This window comes from Nocardia sp. NPDC049737 (genome assembly GCF_040674755.1).
GTDB lineage: Bacteria > Actinomycetota > Actinomycetes > Mycobacteriales > Mycobacteriaceae > Nocardia.
This window is the reverse complement of record NZ_JBFANH010000018.1, coordinates 102,129-119,116: the sequence shown is the minus strand read 5'-3', so window position 1 is coordinate 119,116 and position 16,988 is coordinate 102,129. Positions and strand designations below refer to the sequence as shown.

Below are 16,988 nucleotides of genomic sequence, written 5' to 3'. Positions count from 1 at the left end.
CCACGCCGATGTCGAGTGAGTGCAACCGATACTCAGCTCGGCTCGATGTGATCCAGACTACTCAAATCTCTTGACAAAGCAACACAGACGGGCATAAAACAACATAAACACACATTGCCAATCGGAGGGTCGGATGTACGCAGAGGAGCGCCAGCAGGCCATCGCCGCCCTGGTCGGGCAACGCGGGCGCGTATCGGTCGCCGATCTGTCCGAGCAATACGGGGTCACCACCGAAACCGTGCGCCGGGATCTGGCGGTCCTCGATCGGATGGGACTGATCCGCCGGGTGCACGGCGGTGCGGTGCCCGCGGCGGCGCTCACCGCGATCGAACTCGGAACCACCGAGCGTGAGCACACACGTGCCGCCGAGAAGGACCGCATCGCCAAGGCCGCCCTGGACTATCTGCCACCGACCGGCGGCAGCGTGCTGTTCGATGCCGGGACCACCACCGCGCGGGTGGCAGCCGCCCTGCCCACGGACCGCGAACTCGTCGCCGTCACGAACTCGGTGCCCATCGCGGCCCGGCTCAGTGGATTCGGCGGTGTGCGGTTGCATCTGATCGGCGGTCGGGTGCGAGGTGTCACGCAGGCCGCGGTCGGCGCGGAGGCGCTGCGCGTACTCGGCGAACTGCGGGTCGATGTGGCATTCATCGGGACCAATGCGCTGACCATCGGCCACGGACTGTCCACCCCAGATCCCGATGAGGCGGCGGTCAAGCGCGCCATGATCGCCAGTGCCCACCGGGTCGTAGTGGTCGCTGATGCCACCAAGGTCGGGCGCGAGGATCTGCTGAGCTTCGGCTCGGTCGAGGAGTTCGACGTGCTGGTCACCGATACCGGGCTGCTGCCTTCAGTGCACAACGAACTCACCGAGTACGGCATCGAGGTGGTCACGGCATGATCGTCACGCTCACCGCGAATCCCAGTATCGACCGCACCGTCAGCCTGCCCGATCCATTGCGGCGCGGCGCTGTACACCGTGCCGAGGCCGTGCTGTCGCAGCCCGGCGGCAAGGGCGTCAATGTCTCTCGGGTGATCGCCGCCGCCGGTGTCGAGACCGTTGCTGTGCTGCCCGGCAATGCCGGTGATCCGTTGCTGCGCATGCTCACCGATGCCGATATCGAGCACCGCGCGGTGCCGTGCACCTTCCCGGCGCGCACCAACCTCACCGTCGCCGAACGCGACGGCACCACCACGAAGATCAATGAACCCGGATCATCGCTGTCCGCCGAATGCCTTGCCGCACTGGCGAATCAGCTCGATGAACTCGCCGATAGGGCGAGCTGGGTGGTGCTGTCCGGGTCCTTGCCGCCCGCCGTCCCCACGGACTGGTACGCATATCTGCTGCACCGGCTGCGGGGCACTCGGGTCGCGGTGGACACCTCCGACGCTCCCCTGCTCGCACTGGCCGCCGAGCTGGAATCGGCTGCGCCGCAACTGCTCAAGCCGAATGCCGAAGAGCTGGCCCAGCTCACCCACGGCGACCCCGCCGAACTCGAGGATCCCATCGCCGCGGCTCGCGCGGCGAGCACGCTGGTCGCTCGCGGCGTCGATGCCGTGCTCGCGACACTCGGCGCGGCCGGGGCCGTGCTGGTCACAATGGACGGTGCATGGCATGCCGCCGCACCCGCCATTACCCCGCGCAGCACCGTGGGAGCAGGCGATTCCGCGCTGGCCGGATACCTGCTCGCCGATCTCGATGGGCTGGACGCACCGGATCGGCTGCGCCGCGCCGTCGCCTATGGCAGCGCGGCCGCCGCGCTGCCCGGGACCGGGCTGCCCGGCCCACACCACACCGACCCCCGCGCCGTGGCCGTCACGACGTTGGAATCCCTGCACAGTCGCTGAAGGACACTGCGATGGCCCACTCCCATGATTCGATCATCACCACCGAGCTGATCAGCCTCGATACCGACCTCGGCAGCGCCAAGGAAACGGTCATCGCGACGCTGGCGCAGCGACTCACCGACAATGGACGCGCCACATCTGCCGACGCATTACGTGATGCGGCGCTGGCACGCGAATCGCAATCCGCGACAGGGCTTCCCGGTGGGATTGCGATTCCGCATTGCCGGAATGCGGCCGTGACCAGTGCGTCGCTCGGGTTCGCCCGGTTGGAACCTGCGGTGGATTTCGGTGCTGCCGATGGGCCCGCCGATCTCGTATTCCTCATCGCCGCGCCGGAAGGTGCCGGGGCCGAGCATATGAAGTTGTTGTCGAGTTTGGCTCGGGCGCTTGTTCGGCCGGAGTTCGTGAGTTCGCTGCGGGGTGCCGCGAGCGCTGATGAGGTGGTTTCGCTGGTTACGGATGTGCTTACGCAGAAGCCTGCGATGACGCCCAAAACCCCTGCAGTGGGGTCTGTTTCGAGCGACGCCCGGGTGTCACGAGCTGCTTCGAACGGTAACGCCGCGAACGCCGCCGTTACGCAGGCCCCTTCCGGCAGCTCACCGACGCCCGAGGCAGCTCCGGACAGTGCATCAACGCCCCAGACAGCTCCGAATGGAACTCTACCGCCAGCAGCCGCTTCGATCGGCGCACCGGCACAGGATCCCGGTTCGAACCGTACTCCCACAGACGTAGCCGTTTCGAACGGCGCATCCGCGTCCCGAGCGGCTTCGAAAGGCACCACATCCGCACGCGAACCGGATTCGAACAGCACACCTTCGACAGCGGCCGGACGCGGCAGCTCGGACAGCGCGACAACACCTGCGCGCGACGGCGTTTCGGCCGACGCACCGGCCGGGCAAACAATCGTCGCGGTCACGGCTTGTCCGACGGGCATCGCCCACACCTACATGGCCGCCGACTCCCTCGTCGCCGCCGGTGACCGCGCGGGTGTCACGGTGCACGTCGAGACCCAGGGTTCCAGCGGCAGCACCCCGCTGAGGGCCGAAACCATCGCCGCCGCGAGCGCGGTCATCTTCGCCACCGACGTCGGTGTACGCGGTCGGGAACGATTCGCGGGCAAGCCGGTTGTGGAATCCGGAGTCAAACGCGCGATCAACGAGCCCGACACCATGGTCGCCGACGCACTGCGCGCCGCCCTCGACCCCACGGCGGCGACCGTCGCGGGATCGGCACGCAGCGATGGCGATTCAGCACCCGCCACACTCGGCTGGGGTACCCGATTGCGCCAGATCCTGCTCACCGGCGTCAGCTATATGATCCCGTTCGTCGCCGCGGGGGGCTTGCTCATCGCGCTCGGATTCCTGTTCGGCGGCTACGAAATCGCCGACCACGCCAAGAAGATCGTGCTCGACAACTCGCTGACCGCACTACCCGACGGCGGCCTACCGACCTATCTCGGCGCGGTGCTGTTCCAACTGGGTTCGCTCGCGTTCAGCTTCCTGGTACCCGCCCTCGCCGGATATATCGCCTTCGCCATCGCCGACCGACCAGGCCTGGCACCAGGATTCACCGCCGGTGCGGTGGCCGTCTTCGTCGGCGCCGGATTCCTCGGCGGCCTCGTCGGTGGTCTGATCGCCGGATTCGCGGCCCTGTGGGTGGCGAAACTGCCTGCCCCACAATGGGCGCGGGGACTCATGCCGGTCGTGGTCATCCCGCTGTCCGCCTCACTGATTGTCGGCGCGTTGATGTTCATCTTCCTCGGCAAGCCGCTCGCCGCGATCACCAGCGGACTCACCAATTGGCTCAACAGCCTGACCGGCACCTCCGCCCTCGCCCTCGGCGCCATCCTCGGCCTCATGATGTGCTTCGACCTCGGCGGCCCGGTCAACAAGGCCGCGTATTCCTTCGCCGTGGCCGGACTGTCGGTCACTGATCCGGCCTCGCTGCGCATCATGGCGGCCGTCATGGCCGCCGGCATGGTCCCGCCGCTGGCCATGGCGTTGGCCACGGTTCTGCGGCCCCGGCTGTTCACCACGGCGGAACGTGAAAATGGCAAGGCCGCATGGCTTCTCGGTGCCTCCTTCATCTCCGAAGGAGCGATCCCCTTCGCGGCCGCCGATCCGCTGCGCGTGATCCCCTCGATGATGGCCGGTGGCGCGGTCACCGGTGCGCTGATCATGGCGACCGGAACCACGCTCAGCGCACCGCACGGCGGCATCTTCGTCTTCTTCGCGGTCGGCCACATCGTCTGGTTCCTCGCCGCCCTCGTCGCGGGCACCGCCGTCGCCGCCCTCTGCGTCACCGCCGCAAAGGAATTCATCAAGCCACGCACCCCCGCCCTCGCCACCGCCTGAAGTCCCCTCTCACCCAAGGAGAATCCCCCATGGCCAGCACCACTGTCACCGTCGCCTCCGCCATCGGCCTGCACGCTCGCCCCGCCAACATCATCGCCGAAACCGTCACCGACTCCGGCGCCGAGGTCACCCTCTCCCTCGTTGGCGGCGACCCCGTAGACGCGGGCTCGGCCCTCATGATCATGACCCTTGGCGCGGCCCACGGCACCGACGTAGTCGTCACCAGCGACGACGCCAACGCCCTCGAGCTCGTAGCTAAACTCGTAGCTACCGACCTCGACGCCTGAACGACCGGTCCGTTGACGCCGATTCCCTTGTCTCATCGGCTGATTCGCGAACCTACGCGCACTCTCCATCGACCTAGGTGCGCGACGGCTCCAGCCGGCACAATCACGTGTGATCGGGCGTGCGGGAACGCGAGGGCGGCAATCGGAACAGGCCCTTCAGCCTGCGCAAGGCCTCGCTGTCCCCGGACGCCGACGCAGCACCGGTCTCGATCGCGTCGGCGAAGGTTCGCCCCTGACTCGTCACGTCGAGGAACGCTTCCTCGCTGATCGTGATAGTCGCATCAGGGTGCTGAGCAGGTCCGTGCAGCGCCTCGATCGTCCCGTCGTCGATCCGGGCATGGAAGATCTCATCGTCGATCCGGAACTCGTACACCGCGCGCAGCCCGGCGGCGACCTCGGCATCGAAGCAGGCCTGTAGGCCGAGCACCGCCCAGCCCGGATGGAACGTCTCGGTCTCGCGGCGTTCACCCATCGCCCACTTCAGGCCCCATCGAGCCAGTCCCAGGATCGGCGGTCCGAGTTCCTCGCCAGCCTCGGTGAGGGCGTACGCGGGGGTTCGGGCGGGCGGTGGGAGCGTGATCTTTTGTGCGAGTCCCTCGCGCTCGAGATGTTTGAGGCGGGCGGCCAGCAGTCCAGTGCCCAAGCCGCGCATGCTGGCCTGCAGGTCGCCGAACCGTTTGGGCCCGGTCAGCAGTTCGCGGATCAACAGCAGCGTCCAGCGCTCGCCGACAAGGTCGAGGGTGCGCGCGGTCGCGCAGTACTGGTTATAGGTTCGCTGGTCCACTTCCTAATTCTAGACTCCACGCTTCCCGTTCTTGGATGAACGAAGGCCAGGACGAACGGCTTGGCGCCCTCGTCAGATTCCAAACTTTAACCCATTGACTTCCTATTCTAGAAGTGCCAAGTTCTTTTACTGGTAGCTATCGAAGGGAGTTCAATATGACCGAGGCGCTGTACACGGCGGAAGCGCACGTCACTGGGGGAAGGAACGGCCGAGGGCACACATCCGACGGACGGCTGGATCTGGAACTACGGCAGCCCAAAGAGCTGGGCGGAGACGGTGCGGGAGCCAACCCCGAGCAGCTCTTCGCAATCGGCTACGCCGCCTGTTTCGGCACTACACTTGCCCTGCTAGGGCAGCGCGGGAACCTCGAGGCGAACGACGCGGAGATCGACTCATCGGTCTCACTGATCCCAATCGACGGCGGCCGCTTCGAACTCGGCGTCGAACTGCGAATCTCACTGCCCTCGCTCACCGGCGACCAGGCAGTCGAACTTGTCGAGACGGCCCACCAGGTCTGCCCGTACTCCAACGCCACACGCGACAATATCGACGTCGCACTGGTGGTCAATGGCACCCGGTTGTGACCACTTCCCCGCTCCTCTCCCGATGCGAGAAGCGGGGCATCACAACAGATTCAGTGCCGGAGCCGGTAACAGCCCGTCCAGAAGCTGGCGGACCGCGGTTTCAGAGGCTGTTCCCAGGCAGTGGATCATTAGCCGGTATGCCATTGGTAGCTCACCGCTCGGCCGCTCAGCGGTACATATTCAGTCGAGGACCGCGGTGGCTTCGATCTCGACCAGATGCTCGGGAACATCCAGCGCCGCGACGCCGATCAGCGTGGTCGGCGGCACCGGAGTGACCCCCAGCTTCGCGGTCGCCCGGGAGATTCCCTCCAGGAGCGCGGGCATCTTGTCGGCAGTCCAGTCGACGACATAGAAGGTCAGTTTCGCTACGTCGCCAAAGGAACCGCCGGCCTCGCCCAGCGCGGTGGCGATGTTGAGGTAGCACTGCTCAACCTGCGCGGCAAGGTCGCCCTCGCCCACCGTGACCCCTTCCGCGTCCCAGGCGACCTGCCCGGCGATGAAGACCAACTTCGAACCCGAGGCGATCGCCACCTGCCGGTAGACATCGATTTTCGGCAGTCCATCGGGATTCTTCAGGGTGATAGCCATGCTGTCCGCCTCCTTGTCCGGGCTCCTGAAGCCCGTGTTCGTCAAACGACCTTTGGTCTCTTGTAGTTACTCAGGAACTGTAGGAGAGTGTGCGTTGACATGGAAGAACGCACTTTTCAGTGACTGAGGAACCTTATGGTGACCAAGCAGCTCAGCGGCTCGGCCGAGGATGCCAACCTGCGGCGAGCCGACTCCCTGGCGCGGGAGATCTTCTCCGATGTCGCCAACAAGTGGGCGCTGTTGATCATCGAGGCCCTAGGGGAGGGCACCCTGCGCTTCAGCGAGCTGCGCAGCCGAGTCGAGGGCATCAGCCACAAGATGCTCACCCAGAACCTGCGTATGTTGGAGCGCAACGGCCTGGCCGAGCGGACCGTCCACCCCACCGTCCCGCCCCGGGTCGAATACACCCTTACCGAAGCGGGCCACGGACTTCGAGCGACCGTCGACGGAATGTGCGAGTGGACCTACCGGTACTTCCAGCACATCGAGTCCGCCCGGCGGCACTTCGAAGCCTAACGGTCGGTGAATGCGGAGCGCGCGGACTTCAGTGCCGAAGTCGGTGACAGCCCGATCGTGCAGGCCCTGATGGCTGGGTACCGGTTCACGCTCCGAGATCGGCGGTGGCGCGGAAATCGCTGGGGCGGATACCTCGATGGCGCTTGAACGCCGCGCTGAAACCGAAAGCGTCCGCATAACCGACAGCCTTCGCGACCTGCGCCACCGTGAGACTCCGGTCGGCCAGTAGTTCCTCCGCCTCATCCATCCTGCATTCGGTGAGATACGCCAGCGGCGACTGCGCCATGACCTCGGAGAACCGCCGGGCGAACAGCGCCCGCGATACCCTCGCCTCGGCGGCCAGCGACGCGACCGTCCAACCGGCGGCCGGCCTTCCGTGCATGGCCTCCAACGCCGGCCCGACCACCGGATCGGCCGGCCCGCGATACCAACCCGGCGCGTCAGCGTCCAGCTTGTCGAACCAGTTGCGCAGCGTGCACACCAACGCCCAGTCGAGCAGCCGGTCCATCATCGCCTGCGCTCCGGCCGGACGTCGGGCCGCATCCGCGGCGATCGACTCCATCCACGCGCACACCTCCACATCGTCGGTCACGACCAGGACGGGTGGTAGAGCACGCAGCAGCCGTTCGTGGCGCCGACTGGAGGCCCGATAGGCGCCGACAATCAGAGCGGTCTCACCGGCGGGGTCGTTCCCCCAGCGACCACTGTCCAGCGCGGGATCGCATTTCGCGTCCGGCGCGAAGCAGGCGACTTCGTACTCCTCGTGCGGTCGGCCGACAGTATCCGCGCGGTCGACTAGGACGAACGTTTCCGGGCCGCGCACGATCGCGGTGTCTCCCACCGTGATCCGATGCTCGAGACCGCCGGACAGCAGCAGTGTCCCCCCACCGCGCAGCACGGTGACCATGGTCAGCGGCGCTTCGTCGGCGAACCGGATGCTCCACGGTGCTTCCAAGACCGCGTTGGTGAGCACAGCTCCCTCGGCACGGATACCGCTCAGCAGTTTGCTCAATGGATCCACACCATCGACGGTAGACGAACTCCTATCGAATGTAGATCCTTACCCATAGATCGTCCATTGCCCGGAGTGTGGAATGAAACCCAGACCGCACAACCGATCGTCCGGAACTCCGGACCCACAGAGGAGGCACCCATGCAGCACAACTCGACCGTGGACATCGCGACCACCCGTACCGCGCTGGTCGTCGTCGCTCATCCCCGGCCCGACTCGCTCACGGCCCATATCGCCGAGCTGGCCACCCGGCGGCTCGCCGCGCTCGGCTACCGGATCGATCTGCTGGACCTGCACGCCGAGAACTTCGATCCCCGGATGAGCGCCGCCGACCTCCCGGAATGGGGCAACCGGGAGAAGGCATACTCCCCCGAAGTCGAGAATCACATGCGGCGCATCCTCGCCGCCGACGTGATCGTCGCGGTGTTCCCGGTGTACTGGATGCAGGTCCCGGCAATTCTGAAGGGCTGGATCGATCGAGTGTGGAACTACGGATTCGCCTACGGCCGCAGCAAACCCCGGCTCGCGGGCAAGCGGATGCTGTGGCTGGGCCTGGCGGGCGTGGCAGACGACGACGCGGTCGTCGAGCTCATGCAGGATGCGCTGAGCGCGCAACTCAACGACGGTATCGCCTATTACTGCGGCCTCACACAGTCCTCGGTGGGGTTGTTGCCCGGCGCGGAAGAAAAGCGGCAGCGCGTGGATGCCGCGGGCAATCTGCTGCTCGACGAGGCCCTCACCGGCGCGGTCCGCGAAGCCCACTATGCGGGCTTGGAAGAGCGGGCGCTCGGCTTCGTCGACGATTTCCTCGCCGCCGACAGGGTTCCGGCCTGACCACTGAAGGCATACCTCCCGGCGCTGGGCGCGGACCGAACCCGGCCACCGCCGCAACCGCGAGTCGGCCCCGTGTTCGACACTGAAGAGGAAATCCTATGCGGCGCAGAACTCGTTGCCTTCGGGGTCGCGCATAACCCACCAGTGACCGGCTGGTCCCTTATCGATTTCGCGGATCCGGGTTGCTCCCAATGCTTCCAATCGCGAGACCAGCGCATCAAGGGTGCCAGGCTCGCTGTGCACGTCGATGTGTAGACGGTTCTTACCGGATTTTTCCTCCGGAACGTCCTGGAAGAGCATTCGCCGCCCCTGGCCGACGCCGCTGATCGGGTCGAAGGGGTCGTCGGGGTGGCGGATGGCGGCGTAGCCGCGGAAGGTTTTGCGTCCGTGATGGTCGACGACCGCGGCCGCGGGGAGCTGCCCGGCGGCCAGTAGTCGCTCGACGAGGGTGCTCGGGTCTTCCACCTCGTAGTCCAGCGCCGCGGCCCAGAAATCGGCGAGGGCGGAGGCGTTCCTGGTGTCGACGACCAGTTTCCAGTTCAAAGCCACCGCCGAAACCTACCGCAACAGCGGGCGCACCTCACGGACGCCGGGTCCGCGATCGGTAACCGAACTTCACCATCGAATGGGCTGCCAACGCCCTGAATTCGCCCGCGAGATCATGCGAAGCGCTGCGATCGGGCGGACGTTTCCGGGACGATGAGCGTCATGGCAAGGACACTCGATCGACTCCGGAAGGATCTGCAAAAGTATGCGCGCCTGGCCGAGGTTCGCTACGACCCCGCGATCGCGGATCCGGTACTGGAAACACTGGCTGAGCTATGGACCAATTCGGTTGTGGGCGTGCGCACCACCACGCATCCGGTGCCCGAGCGCGAAGTCAACGCCCGGGTGATGCACCCCGGCGAGCCCACCGAGCTCATCGAGAAACTGCGTGGCGCAGGACTTCTCACCTATACGGGCCATCCGATGGAGCAGTTGCTTGCCGAGATCTCCGCCGAAGTCCCGGTCAGCTCGGGTGTCGATCTCGCGATCGCCAGTGGGGTGCAGAAGATCTGGCTGGTCTTTCCCGAACTGATCAGCGTCGAGCGGATTCTCGCCTTCTCCGGAATCCCGGAGTCCGCGCGCGCGCACGCGGACCATCTGTCCCGCTACGGCGGCCGAATCGGGATTCTCGCAGTAGATTTCGACGCCCGCACGATGAACCTGTACTCGAATGTCTTCGAGCCCGGCTACCTAACTCCCGCGGATATCACCGGAATCCTGGCCGAACTCGACTTCACCGCACCCACCGAAACCGAATTGGCCTTACTCGCCCGCACCTTCAACCTCTACCGCACCTTCTCTTGGACCTCATCACGCATGGAGCGCATCTGCTTCCCGGTGCGCTGCGAACCGTCCAGCTTCCCAACCGACCTCGACCCGGTCCTGGCCCGTTTCGTCGCCGATGCACCATTCGCCGAGCCCGAAACCCGCGGCTTCGTCTTCTACGCCACCTACGGCCCGACCAACCGCTACTACAAGGTCCAGGCCGAATACGCGGGCGTCCGCGTCGCCACCTTCCCAGGCGGCACCGCACCCCGCCCAACCTAGTATCTCGCCCGGATAGCTTCTGCCGTATCGAGCCTTGGTTCGGGGGTTCCGTCGAACGCAGTCCAATCGTGGTCGCCCACGCCGCATTCGACGGCCACATCACTACGCTCGGCGAACAGCCGGAGCGGGTGGCGCACAAGCCATCCGGACGAGGCGCTAGCTCATCGAATGTCAGCTGGCGATCTCGGTGATCTCCCGGTGCGGGTGCAGGCTGCGGAATTTGCTGCCGTGGAAGATCAGTGGTTCGGCATCGGCGCGGGCGGCGAGGCGGTTGATCCGGAGGATGACCACTGTGTGGTCGCCCGCGGGGATACGTGCCTCGACCGCGCCCTCGATCCACGCCGTCGCGCCCTCGATGAAGATCGCGTCGGCCGCGCCACGGTGCACCTCCACATTGTGGAAGCGGTTGCCGTTGCGGTTGCTCAGTGCCCGAGCCGCGTGCTCCTGATCGGTGCCGAGCAGGCTCAGACCGAGGTGCGTTGCGGTATCCAGCTTCGGCCAAGTCGCCGAGCTGTTCTGCACGCAGAACGACACCAGCGGCGGGTCCAGCGAGACCGGGACGAAGGTGCTCACCGCCAAGCCATGTGGCGTCCCTTCGATTTCGGCGCAGACCGCGACGACACCGCTGGGGAAGCTGGCGAAGACACGACGTAGGCCGGAACCGTCGGACGGGAATTCGAAGAGCTCACGCATGATTGGCCGCCTTCGAGGCGAGGGCAGCGGCGACCGGGCGCCAGCGTTCGGTGTAGCGCGCGATGGCGCCGTCTTCCTGAAAAGTACTGTCCGACAGGTAGAGACCGGGCAGCGCCGCCGTCGCACCGAGTTCGACCAACACCGGCTTGAGCAGCAGATCCGGGGCGAGCGCATGGACCGGGCCCGCGCCGAGCATGAGCGGCACCACCACCACATCGGCCAGTCCGGTACCGCCCTCGAATTGTTCGAGGAACAGCTTCAACAGCCCGGTGTAGGTGGCCTTGAAGGTGGGACTGGCGAAGACCACCAGCTCCGAACTGGCCACCGTGTGAACGGCGGCCGCGACCTCTGGATCACCCCAGGACAGCAGGCCCGCGCCGTAGGAGACCAGATCGATCACCTCCGGCTCCACGTCCGGGCGTAATCCCGCGGCGACCAGCGTTGCCGCGGTCAGGGTACGAGAGGCTGGCTTCGGATTACCGACGACGACCGTAACTTTGACATCCTCCCGGCTGTGAACGACCGGGATTCCTCCCGCGGCACCATGTGCCGCTCCGGTGGGTTCCTGTTTCACAGGGACTCGCCTCCCGCTAGGCGGCAGGACTTACGGTCCCTCCGCAGGCGTTTAAACTCTCGGCGCGTCCCGCCGCGAGAATGTTGACTGCCGCGTTCAGATCGCGGTCGTGGATGGTGCCACACGGGCACGTCCACTCTCGGACATGCAATGGCTTCTTCCCGCTGAGCGCCCCGCACACTGAGCACAGTTGCGTTGACGGGAACCAGCGGTCGACCTTCCCAAAATGCCGCCCAGACCGCCGGGCCTTCTCCTCCAACATCCGAGTAAACATGCCCCACCCGGCGTCGTGGACAGATTTCGCCATCCTGGTGCGTGCCAGACCCTTGACGCACAGATCCTCGACGAACACCGCTTGGTTGTCGCGGATGATCATCGTGGACTGCTTGTGCGCCCAATCCCGGCGTGTGTCGGCCACTTTGGCGTGAGCCTTGGCGACGCTCAGCCGAGCTTTCGCCCGGTTCGCCGAACCCTTGTCCCTGCGGAACAACGCTTTCTGCGCTCTCCGTAACCGGCGTTCCGCCTGCCGTAGGAACCGTGGCGACTCGATCCGCTTCCCATCCGACAGGACCGCGAACGTCGACAACCCCAGGTCGATACCCACCTCGGAATCGACCGGCGGCGACGGCTGATCGTCCACCTGCACCACGAACGACGCGAAGTATCGCCCCGCCGCGTCCCTGATCACGGTCACCGAAGACGGTTCGGACGGCAGTTCCCGTGACCACCGGACAGCCAATTCGCCGATCTTCGCCACATACAGCCGCCCGCCCGGCCGCAGCGAAAACCCGTTGCGGGTCAACCGGATCGACTGCCGGTTGTCCTTGCGAGACCGGAAACGTGGCGCGCCCAGCCTGGAGCCGTTGCGTTTGCCGGATAGGGAATCGAACCAGTTCCGGTACCCGGCCCGCGCATCCTGACACGCTTGGACGAGCACCACCGATGCCACGTCCGCCAGCCACGCCCGCTCCGGGCTGCGCTTCGCCAACGTGACCACCCGACGCTGAATCTCGGTGTCGGACACCTTCACACCGGCGGAATGTGCTTCCTGCCGCACCCGCAGGCAATCGTTGTACACCACCCGCGCGCACCCGAACCCCCGAGCCAACGCAATCTGCTGGCCCGGCGTCGGATAGACGCGGAAGTTGTACCGTAGCTGCACAATTCGACTTTATCATTGGTCCATGGTTTCGAATTCGGACCGCCTTCGCGACGGATGCCGTGGTTGAGTGAACCGGCACAGCATGAACGGAAACTTCTGGCCCCCGAGCTATTTCGCTGCCTCCTGCGGCGGCGCGCCACTGTCGATCATCCAGCAATACATCGAGCAGCAGCGACGGCCGCCCCGTACCCCAGGAAGACCGAAGTTGATGCGCTAACCCGACCCCGAAGGACCGGGCTTGCGCGCTACGTTTCTCGGTCACTTCCGTATCCTCTTCTCGCTCGATCAGATCACGCCGTGCAACGGCGGCGTGGTGTCGTGCAGTAGTGCCCGGCCGATGTGCTGATATTTCCACCGGACCGGGTCGTGCAGGGTGTGGGTGCGGGCATTGCGCCAGAAGTGGTGCAGGTTCAGATCCGCTGCGGCACTGCGTGTTCCGCCGACCTCGAACAATGCGGCCGAGACCTCGTTGGCGGCTCGATCGGCGAGCACCTTGGCGGTGGCTACGGCAAGCGATGCCGCAGCAACGGATTCGGTAGCGGAGACGGCGGCGTCGACGGCAACACCGGCGGCGGTGAGCGTGGCCTCGGCCGCTGTCACCGCGACCGAGAGCTCACCGAAACGCTGGATGAGCAGTGGATCGTCGATCGCCCTGTCGACACCCGATTCGAACCAGGGACGGCTGGAAGTGCGTACGAATTCCGTTGCGGTACTGAGCGCGCCACGAGCGATGCCGGTGTCGATCGCGGCATGCAGCAGTTGTGCGTAGGCACCGTAGCCTGTCGGCGCGTGCACGGCCGCCGAGCGGGCAATCAATTGAGTCGGCTCGACCGCGACTTCCGCGAATTCGATGGTCCCGCTGCCGGTGGTGCGCTGGCCGATGCCGTTCCAGTCGTCGATGATTCGTACGCCCGGTGTATCGGCTGGCAGATATGCGATGTACTCGCCCGCAGGCAGTCCACTGCGGCTCTCCGGATCATCGAGCCGGGTCAGCACCGCGAGCAGATCTGCGAAAAGCGAACCCGTACAGTAGAACTTGACGCCATCTATACGGAAGCGATCCCCCACCGGACGCACCGTAGTGGCGATATCGGCGACAGTCGCAGTGCCGCGCTCGGACTGCGCGTTGGCAATCCGAGCGCCCGCCAGAACTTGCCCGAAGTACCGCGCCTGCTGATCCGCGGTACCCGCCAAGCGCAACAGGTTCAGATACACGAAGTGGCTGTGTGGAATCTGCGCGATATTCGGGTCGGCGACCGCCAGAATGCGCACCACCTCCGCCACCGCACTCGGCGGCAGATCCGCGCCCCCGAATGCCGCGGGCACGGTGATCGCGAGCAATCCACTCGCCGCGAGTCGATCCACCTCGGCGAAGGGCAACTCCCGGCCGAGATCACGTGCCGCCGCGCCGTCGGCGAATTCCGAAGCAAGCTGTGCCGCCACCGAATACGCCTGCGCAGCGGATTCGATACGGTCGGCGACGACGGCGGTCATCAGTGCCCCACAGTGGCGGGCGTACGTGCGGCCTCCAGTTCGCGAACCAGCGGCAACACCTTCGCGCCGAAGTACTCGACCTCCTCCTGGAAGTGCAGGAAACCGGCCAGAATCAGGTCGACGCCGAGTTCCTTGTAGGCCACGATGCGCTCGGCGACCTGTTCGGGTGTGCCGATCAGCTTGGTACGGAATCCGTCGTTGTACTGCACGAGATCTTCGAACGTCGAATCCGCCCACATCCCCTTGCGGTCCTTCGATGACGCACCGGCTTGTTGCACCGCGTCCCGGAAGCCTTCCACCGCAGGCTTATTCGCCTTCTCGATGATTTCGCGCAAGGTATCGCGGGCTTCCTTCTCGGTATCGCGAGCAATGATGAAACCGTTCAGACCGAATTTGACCTCGCGCTGATTCGCCTGGGCGATACTGCGCAGCTCATCCAATTGTTCGGTGACGCCGTCGAAATCCTTGCCGTTGGAGAAGTACCAGTCGGCGTAGCGGCCACCATTGCGGCGCGCCGCGGTCGAGTTACCACCCTGGAACAGTTCGGGATTCGGACGTTCGGGGGTGTTCAGCGGCTTGGGCTTCAGCGTGAAATCGCGGATGCGATAGAAATCGCCACCGTAGTTGACATCATCCTCTGTCCAGATCTTGCGGATCACCTCGAGGAATTCGGCGCTGCGGCGGTACCGTTCGTCGTGCTCCAGCCACGGCTCGCCGAGGGCGGTGAATTCCCCTGCGAACCAACCGGATACGACATTGATGGCGAACCGGCCGTTGGAGAGGTGATCGGCGGTGGCACCGAATTTGGCCAGTACGGCCGGGTGCCAGAGTCCGGGATGGATCGCGGCGATCACCTTGAGCCGCTCGGTCGCACCGAGCAGCGCGAGACTGAACGAGGTGGACTCGTGCTGGTATTCCGCACCGTAGGAGGCTGTATAGCGGACCTGGGACAGCGCGTAATCGAACCCGTTGTTCTCCGCGGTTTGCGCCAACTTCTTGTTGTATTCGAAGTCCCAGCTGGTGCGTTGTTCGATATCACTGGTGACCAGCCCCCCGCTGACATTCGGCACCCAGTAGGCGAACCGGATCTGATCGGCGATGTGCTCTGTGGTCATACTTACTCCATTGGTGTCGGGGAACCGTCTATCGCCAGGAAGGGGCGCACCAAGCGCCCCTTCCACTCCAGCACCGCAAGCCCACCGACAGGAGGGTTTGAATCTGTGCGATCGGATGGGTGTAGCGATCAGGCGTTGGCGAGGCTGTAACCGGATCGGCTGAATCGACCGGCCGGTGTGAACCGTCCGAGCAGTGCCTCGGCATCCGCACCGGTGACCTGGGCGATGAATTCGGCGGCCGCTTCGAGCGAATCGACACCGAGGAATGGCTGCGGGCCGTGCAGCAGTCCGACGAGTGCGTTCGCGAAGCGCTGATCGACCGCGGCCGCGGCGAAGAGCTGATTGCCGATATCGGCCAATTCCGGATCGCCGAGGAACAAGCGGGTGACCTTATTCGCCGCATCCCCGCGCGCGGCGAGGAATGCGGCGTACTGTGCGCTGATCCAGTCCGCGTCGAACGGTCCCTCGTGCACGGCGGCCGCCGCGACCAGTCGTTGCGCCTGGATAAGTCCGCTCTGCGCGCCCTGCCCTGCGATCGGGTCGTAGGCGGCCGAGGTATCACCGAGCGAGGCAACAACATGACCACCGGCGGTCTGCCCGACGCCGGACCGGACCACCGGCCGGACCGCGCCCTTGAGCCAGGAGTGCGGATCCTCGGCGATCACCCGGGTTTCGAGCACCTCGGGCAGATCCCAATCGATGAAATCGCGGTACAGATCCTGCACGATCCGATGCGCCGATTCGGCCGAATCCGCTGCGGCGAAACGACTTTCCCATTCACTGCCCGGCCGCGCCCAGCCGAGGAATGCCCAGCTCGGACCCGCGTCCTTGTGCAGATACGGTCCCCACCAGCCCTCGCCCTGCCCGGCGAAGATGGAGAAGCCGCTGTGCGCACCACCGGCCCGACTGCGGTGCGCGAAAACGCTTTCGTCATGGCCGATTCCGGTCACGGTGACGGTAAGCAGTGACCGTTGTGGAGATTCGTAAGGGGTGCGTGCATGATCGATCGGGAACAGGTCGGACAAGCCGCCGCGCCCGGTGGCGACCAGCGTGAGATCCGCGGCCGCGGCGATAGTGTCGAGTTTATCGGGCGTCACCTGCTCGACGACGAAACGTCCGCCACGTTCCAGGAATGCGGTGAGCCGTTCGTCGGCCTTCAAACGGGTATCGACCGCAACCCCGACATATCCGTCGAAATGACCGTCGAATTGGATCAATTCCTCGCGCTCGGGTCCGGCAATGCGCACGCTCAGCCCGGTGTGCCGGGGTGCGCGACCGGTGTAGGTATCCAGACCGAGCGCGGATTCGGCCTGTTGGGTCTCCCCGAATTCGAGTGCGGTGCCGGTGGCCGGTACATCGTCGCGCAACGAACGCTGATCGCGGTCGCTGTAGAGCGCGACGTCGAATCCGGCGTCGAGTAATCCAAGAGCCGCAGTGACGCCGGTTTGACCGGCACCGATTACCGCGGCCGAACGTGTGGAGCGGGTATTCTGCGATGTCATGCCAATCATGGTCCGTCTACCGCAGCGATGATTGCAGTGTTGCGATCA

Annotated in this window: 18 protein-coding genes and 1 pseudogene; 9 read left to right on the top strand and 10 right to left on the bottom strand. The window is 65.5% G+C overall.

From position 1 onward, the window contains the following. The first annotated feature begins 133 nt into the window (after positions 1 to 133). From AB0J47_RS24060 to AB0J47_RS24045, 4 genes are read left to right on the top strand one after another with little or no spacing between them, the layout of a single operon-like run. Positions 134 to 901 carry a DeoR/GlpR family DNA-binding transcription regulator gene (locus tag AB0J47_RS24060; RefSeq protein ID WP_364349936.1) on the top strand — a complete coding sequence of 256 codons (768 nt, stop codon included), beginning with the start codon at positions 134 to 136 and terminating at the stop codon, positions 899 to 901. Further along, a complete protein-coding gene (locus AB0J47_RS24055; protein ID WP_364349933.1) occupies positions 898 to 1,848 on the top strand; it encodes a 1-phosphofructokinase family hexose kinase in 951 nt (316 codons plus the stop codon). The genes AB0J47_RS24060 and AB0J47_RS24055 overlap by 4 nt, the downstream gene beginning before the upstream one ends. A gap of 11 nt (positions 1,849 to 1,859) precedes the next feature. After that, positions 1,860 to 4,202 (top strand): fructose-specific PTS transporter subunit EIIC, encoded by a 2,343-nt coding sequence (locus AB0J47_RS24050; protein WP_364349930.1) that lies wholly within the window; start codon positions 1,860 to 1,862, stop codon positions 4,200 to 4,202. A 29-nt stretch (positions 4,203 to 4,231) separates the two neighbouring features. Beyond that, positions 4,232 to 4,489, top strand: coding sequence for an HPr family phosphocarrier protein (locus tag AB0J47_RS24045; protein WP_364349927.1), 258 nt, complete (start codon positions 4,232 to 4,234; stop codon positions 4,487 to 4,489). 103 nt (positions 4,490 to 4,592) lie between these two features. On the opposite strand, the gene AB0J47_RS24040 is transcribed toward AB0J47_RS24045, so the two are convergent. Beyond that, positions 4,593 to 5,273, bottom strand: coding sequence for a winged helix-turn-helix transcriptional regulator (locus AB0J47_RS24040; RefSeq protein WP_364349924.1), 681 nt, complete (start codon positions 5,271 to 5,273; stop codon positions 4,593 to 4,595). A 155-nt stretch (positions 5,274 to 5,428) separates the two neighbouring features. Between AB0J47_RS24040 and AB0J47_RS24035 the strand changes: the two genes are divergently transcribed. Beyond that, entirely contained in the window at positions 5,429 to 5,857 is a 429-nt protein-coding gene (locus AB0J47_RS24035) for an organic hydroperoxide resistance protein (RefSeq protein ID WP_364349921.1), read from the top strand. Positions 5,858 to 6,037: 180 nt separating this feature from the next. Here AB0J47_RS24035 and AB0J47_RS24030 read toward each other — a convergent pair whose 3' ends face one another. Further along, positions 6,038 to 6,445, bottom strand: a complete 408-nt coding sequence (locus AB0J47_RS24030) for a RidA family protein (protein ID WP_364350150.1) — start codon at positions 6,443 to 6,445, stop codon at positions 6,038 to 6,040. 135 nt (positions 6,446 to 6,580) lie between these two features. Between AB0J47_RS24030 and AB0J47_RS24025 the strand changes: the two genes are divergently transcribed. Continuing rightward, positions 6,581 to 6,961: a helix-turn-helix domain-containing protein gene (locus tag AB0J47_RS24025; protein ID WP_364349918.1), complete on the top strand. Its 381-nt coding sequence runs from the start codon at positions 6,581 to 6,583 to the stop codon at positions 6,959 to 6,961. A gap of 85 nt (positions 6,962 to 7,046) precedes the next feature. On the opposite strand, the gene AB0J47_RS24020 is transcribed toward AB0J47_RS24025, so the two are convergent. After that, positions 7,047 to 7,982, bottom strand: coding sequence for an AraC family transcriptional regulator (locus AB0J47_RS24020; protein WP_364349915.1), 936 nt, complete (start codon positions 7,980 to 7,982; stop codon positions 7,047 to 7,049). A 132-nt stretch (positions 7,983 to 8,114) separates the two neighbouring features. On the opposite strand from AB0J47_RS24020, the gene AB0J47_RS24015 reads away from it, so the two are divergent. Next, positions 8,115 to 8,807: an NAD(P)H oxidoreductase gene (locus AB0J47_RS24015; RefSeq protein ID WP_364349912.1), complete on the top strand. Its 693-nt coding sequence runs from the start codon at positions 8,115 to 8,117 to the stop codon at positions 8,805 to 8,807. Between the two features lie 96 nt (positions 8,808 to 8,903). Here AB0J47_RS24015 and AB0J47_RS24010 read toward each other — a convergent pair whose 3' ends face one another. Continuing rightward, positions 8,904 to 9,356: a VOC family protein gene (locus AB0J47_RS24010; RefSeq protein WP_364349909.1), complete on the bottom strand. Its 453-nt coding sequence runs from the start codon at positions 9,354 to 9,356 to the stop codon at positions 8,904 to 8,906. A gap of 159 nt (positions 9,357 to 9,515) precedes the next feature. Between AB0J47_RS24010 and AB0J47_RS24005 the strand changes: the two genes are divergently transcribed. Beyond that, complete coding sequence (locus tag AB0J47_RS24005) at positions 9,516 to 10,400, top strand: aromatic prenyltransferase (protein ID WP_364349906.1); 885 nt, start codon at positions 9,516 to 9,518, stop codon at positions 10,398 to 10,400. 171 nt (positions 10,401 to 10,571) lie between these two features. Here AB0J47_RS24005 and AB0J47_RS24000 read toward each other — a convergent pair whose 3' ends face one another. The 3 genes from AB0J47_RS24000 to AB0J47_RS23990 all read right to left on the bottom strand — a co-directional run bounded on the left by AB0J47_RS24000 (position 10,572) and on the right by AB0J47_RS23990 (position 12,829). Next, complete coding sequence (locus tag AB0J47_RS24000) at positions 10,572 to 11,093, bottom strand: flavin reductase family protein (RefSeq protein WP_364349903.1); 522 nt, start codon at positions 11,091 to 11,093, stop codon at positions 10,572 to 10,574. Then, positions 11,086 to 11,622, bottom strand: coding sequence for an NAD(P)H-dependent oxidoreductase (locus AB0J47_RS23995; RefSeq protein WP_364350147.1), 537 nt, complete (start codon positions 11,620 to 11,622; stop codon positions 11,086 to 11,088). Before AB0J47_RS23995 ends, AB0J47_RS24000 begins: the two co-directional genes overlap by 8 nt. 61 nt (positions 11,623 to 11,683) lie before the next feature. Continuing rightward, positions 11,684 to 12,829 (bottom strand): RNA-guided endonuclease TnpB family protein, encoded by a 1,146-nt coding sequence (locus AB0J47_RS23990; protein WP_364349900.1) that lies wholly within the window; start codon positions 12,827 to 12,829, stop codon positions 11,684 to 11,686. Positions 12,830 to 12,920: 91 nt separating this feature from the next. On the opposite strand from AB0J47_RS23990, the pseudogene AB0J47_RS23985 reads away from it, so the two are divergent. Further along, positions 12,921 to 13,046, top strand: a pseudogene (locus AB0J47_RS23985) (transposase); the annotation flags it as partial. Between the two features lie 68 nt (positions 13,047 to 13,114). On the opposite strand, the gene AB0J47_RS23980 reads toward AB0J47_RS23985, so the two are convergent. The 3 genes from AB0J47_RS23980 to AB0J47_RS23970 form a co-directional block, all read right to left on the bottom strand. Next, positions 13,115 to 14,323 (bottom strand): SfnB family sulfur acquisition oxidoreductase, encoded by a 1,209-nt coding sequence (locus AB0J47_RS23980; RefSeq protein WP_364349897.1) that lies wholly within the window; start codon positions 14,321 to 14,323, stop codon positions 13,115 to 13,117. Beyond that, positions 14,323 to 15,438: a dimethylsulfone monooxygenase SfnG gene (sfnG, locus tag AB0J47_RS23975; protein ID WP_364349894.1), complete on the bottom strand. Its 1,116-nt coding sequence runs from the start codon at positions 15,436 to 15,438 to the stop codon at positions 14,323 to 14,325. Before sfnG ends, AB0J47_RS23980 begins: the two co-directional genes overlap by 1 nt. Positions 15,439 to 15,566: 128 nt before the next feature. Further along, entirely contained in the window at positions 15,567 to 16,940 is a 1,374-nt protein-coding gene (locus AB0J47_RS23970) for a styrene monooxygenase/indole monooxygenase family protein (RefSeq protein WP_364349891.1), read from the bottom strand. Positions 16,941 to 16,988: the final 48 nt, after the last annotated feature.